Below are 3679 nucleotides of genomic sequence, written 5' to 3'. Positions count from 1 at the left end.
GCAGATCGCCCGCCGGATCGTCGGCACGGTCGATCAACTCGCACTTTTCGAGCCAATGCTTGGCGATATCGACCGATTCGGCCGAAGCCTTGCGATAGCCGCCGAGCCCGAGCAGCCCCATGACCGTATAGCCAGAAGCCTTCATCAGCTTGTTGTGCTGCGCCACCAGCAGATTTTCGAGCAGCGTCATGCCCGAAAACAGCCGGATGTTCTGGAAGGTACGCGCCACCTTGGCCTTGGCCGTGATCTGGAAGTCGGGCATGCGCTCGAGCAGGAATTCTCCGCCCTCACGTCCGGTGAAGCGGATCATGCCTTCGGTCGGCTTGTAGAAGCCGGTGATGCAGTTGAAGACCGTGGTTTTGCCAGCGCCGTTCGGGCCGATCAGCGCAGTGATTTCACCACGCCTGGCTTCGAACGACAGGTCGCCGATGGCAACCAGGCCGCCAAACTTCATCGACAGATGCTCGACCTGCAGGATCGGCGTGTTCATCGAAACGCTCGCGTTCATCAGCCGTGCCCTTCCTTGGTGAAGGAGCTGGAGATGGCTTTTCGCTCATGCAGGAAGGCGGTGGGCTCTCGACTGCCGACGAAACCTCGCGGCTTCCACAGCATCACGATGACCATGGCCATGCCGAACAGCAGCATGCGGTAGAGTTCCGGCGTGAAATCAGACCCGAAGACCACCTTGAGGAACTCCATTTCGCGCAGGATTTCGGTGCCGCCGATCATCACCGCGGCCGCGACCGCGATGCCGACAAGCGAACCCATGCCCCCGAGCACGACGATGGCAAGGATGATCGCCGATTCCAGGAACACGAAGGATTCGGGCGAAACGAAGCCCTGGCGGGCGGCGAAGAACGAGCCGGCGAAACCGCCGAACATCGCACCCGTGGCAAAGGCGGTCAGCTTGGTCGTCGTCGTGTTGATACCGAGCGAGCGGCAGGCGATTTCATCCTCGCGCAGCGCTTCCCACGCACGTCCGACCGGCATGCGCCGCAGCCGGATGGTGACGAAAGCGGTCAGCAGTGCCAAGGCCAGGATGAGGTAATAAAGGAAGATCTTGTAGTAGGCGCCGGACTGGGCGATGCCGAGCACCTTGGCGATGTAGTTGGGATCCGAGACGTTGAACGACATCAGTCCAAAGAAGCTGACTTTGGGAATGCCCGAGATGCCGGCTGCGCCATTGGTCACTTCGCGCCAGTTGATCAGCACCAGGCGGATGATCTCACCGAAGGCCAGTGTCACGATCGCGAGGTAGTCGCCTCGTAGCCGCAACACAGKGAAGCCGAGCATGACGCCCCAGAAGGCGGCCATGCAGCCAGCCACCGGCAGCAGGATCCAGAACGACCAGCCGAGATGCGTCGCCAGCAGTGCATAGGCATAGGCGCCGACGGCATAGAAGGCGACATAGCCAAGGTCGAGCAGGCCGGCGAGACCGACCACGATGTTCAGGCCCCAGGCGAGCATGACATAGATCAGGATCTGGATGCCGAAATTGTCGACCCACTTGAGCGAGCCCTGGAAACCGGACGCCATCGAACCCGAGATCAGCGTCAGCGTTACCACGACAAAGATCGGGTAGATCACCAGAACGCCGATACCCAGCGCCGAGAAATGCGCATGGATGAAGGTACGGAAATAAAACAGCACCGACGCCAAGGCGTAAATGATGGTCAGCGCGCGCAAGAAACGCACATAACCGGCGAGCGTTGGCCCGAATATCCCGTCAAGCGAACCAGCGAAGATCAGCAGCCCCGCGGCGATCACGAGGGCCGCGATGAAAAAGGGCAGCCGGAAGAACCGCGTCGCCACGCTGTCAGGCAACAGGCCGCTGGCAACGTTGACGATCTTCTGCCGTGCCAGGAACGGCTGACCGTAGGCGACGTAGACAAAGCGTCCGACCATCACCAGGGAAACGATGATGGCAAGCAGGCCCCAGCGCGGAACGAGGATCAGCTCGTTGCGGATGTTCTGGTCGGTCCTGAGGCCTATGAAGAGGAAGAACAGGCCGAAGGAGATGGCACCCGCATAGAGCGCCTCCTTGATGCCGCGTTGAAACGGCGTTGCGGTCTCTTCGCGGAGAGCTTGTGCGATATTGGCCATTGTCTCAGACCTTCTCGACTTCGGGCCGGCCGAGGATGCCGGAGGGCAGGAAGATGAGCACGATGGCGAGGATCGAGAACGCCGCGACATCCTTGTAGTCGATCGAGAAGTAAGCCGACCACATGCTCTCGATAAAGCCGATCATCAGGCCGCCCAGCATGGCGCCCGGCAGCGAGCCGATGCCCCCAAGTACGGCTGCTGTGAAGGCTTTGACGCCGGGAACAAAGCCGTCGGAGAAGGCAACGACACCGTAATACATCAAAAACAGCGTGCCAGCGACGGCGGCAAGGGCCGCGCCCATGATGAAGGTGATGGAGATGGTGCGATCGACGTCGATGCCGAGCAGTGCCGCCATCTTGCGATCCTGCTCGCAGGCGCGCTGCGCGCGGCCAAGCGAGGTCTTGTTGACGAGGTACCAGAACAGCGCCAGCAGAGCGACGGTGACGACAACGATGATGATCTGCTTCAGCGAGATCGAGATGCCACCGACATTGTAGACCGTCGAGACCATCGGCGGGATCGGCTTGTTGCGCGGACCTTGCGTCACCTGGACGAAGTTCGACAGCGCAATCGACATGCCGATTGCAGTGATCAGCGGCGCCAGCCTGAACGAGCCGCGCAGCGGCCGGTAGGCAACCTTTTCGATCGTCCAATTGTACAGGCTGGTCATCAGCATCGCCACGACCATCATGACGAGCAGGAACAGCACGACATGGACCGAGACAAAGATKCTGCTCAGGATCAGGAACACGATCAGCGCGACGAAGGCGCCCAGCATGAAAATGTCGCCATGGGCGAAATTGATCATGCCGATGATGCCGTAGACCATCGTATAGCCAATTGCGATGAGGCCATAGATGGACCCCAGAGTCAGCCCGTTGACCATCTGCTGGACGAAGTACTGCATATGTATGCGGCTCCCCTGGAATGTCGCGCGATGCACGCATTCCTTTTTGATATTTCCCCTAGTCCTAATGTTTCGAGCCTGGATTGCAACGTGATTCTTACACCCGTTGCCGCCTGCCGGACGGCAATTGAAGCCGTCTCCGTTTTTATGTTGTCCAGGCCCTGGACCATTGCGAAACCTATCATTGGCTCAACGCAATGTCTTTGCCGATTCCAGTGATTTTGCGCGCCAAGATCGAAGAATGTAGCGCTCGATAAGCTCACGGCAACAGTTTCTTGCGTCTTACCGCTGATCTCCCTTCTAAGATTGTCTAGACATATTGGCTGTTCCACCTCCCTGCCATACGACTATTTGACTACGAACCCATGTGCGAACGGGTCACGGTCGTCGATGAAGATCGTGCTCAATCGGTCATCCGCGCCCACCCGCCGATTGAGGGAATGATGGCCTTGTTTCCGGAGCCGATGTGCCGGTGCCGCAGGTGTGGCCGTCGATACAGAAGAAGGAATGGCGCGCCATGATGGGTGATACCTTGCGTCAGAAACGTTGGGCCGAAAAGGGGCTGAGATCAAGCGTCGGCTTTTGGCCGAGCATGCGGTCGCGAACCAGCCGGCCGGTTGCCGCCGCCTGGGTCAGCCCGAGATGCCCGTGGCCGAAGGCGTAGTGCAC

2 protein-coding genes and 3 pseudogenes are annotated in these 3679 nt (G+C 59.6%); all 5 read right to left on the bottom strand.

All coding sequences use genetic code 11. The features are described from left to right. The coding region (locus AC1DWF_RS30970) for an ABC transporter ATP-binding protein (protein ID WP_476842478.1) at window positions 1–508 on the bottom strand (508 nt) is incomplete at its 3' end. Further along, window positions 508–2019: pseudogene (livM, locus tag AC1DWF_RS30965) on the bottom strand (high-affinity branched-chain amino acid ABC transporter permease LivM); the annotation flags it as partial. The gene AC1DWF_RS30970 and the pseudogene livM, both read right to left, overlap by 1 nt. 88 nt (window positions 2020–2107) lie before the next feature. Beyond that, window positions 2108–3010, bottom strand: coding sequence for a branched-chain amino acid ABC transporter permease (locus AC1DWF_RS30960; protein WP_476842477.1), 903 nt, complete (start codon window positions 3008–3010; stop codon window positions 2108–2110). Between the two features lie 347 nt (window positions 3011–3357). Continuing rightward, window positions 3358–3470: pseudogene (locus AC1DWF_RS30955) on the bottom strand (proline racemase family protein); the annotation flags it as partial. A gap of 77 nt (window positions 3471–3547) precedes the next feature. Further along, window positions 3548–3679, bottom strand: a pseudogene (locus AC1DWF_RS30950) (amino acid dehydrogenase); the annotation flags it as partial.

The organism is Aminobacter sp. P4_D5 (assembly GCF_056401815.1).
The sequence above is the reverse complement of the archived record's forward strand: the minus strand, read 5'-3'. Positions and strand labels throughout refer to the sequence as shown.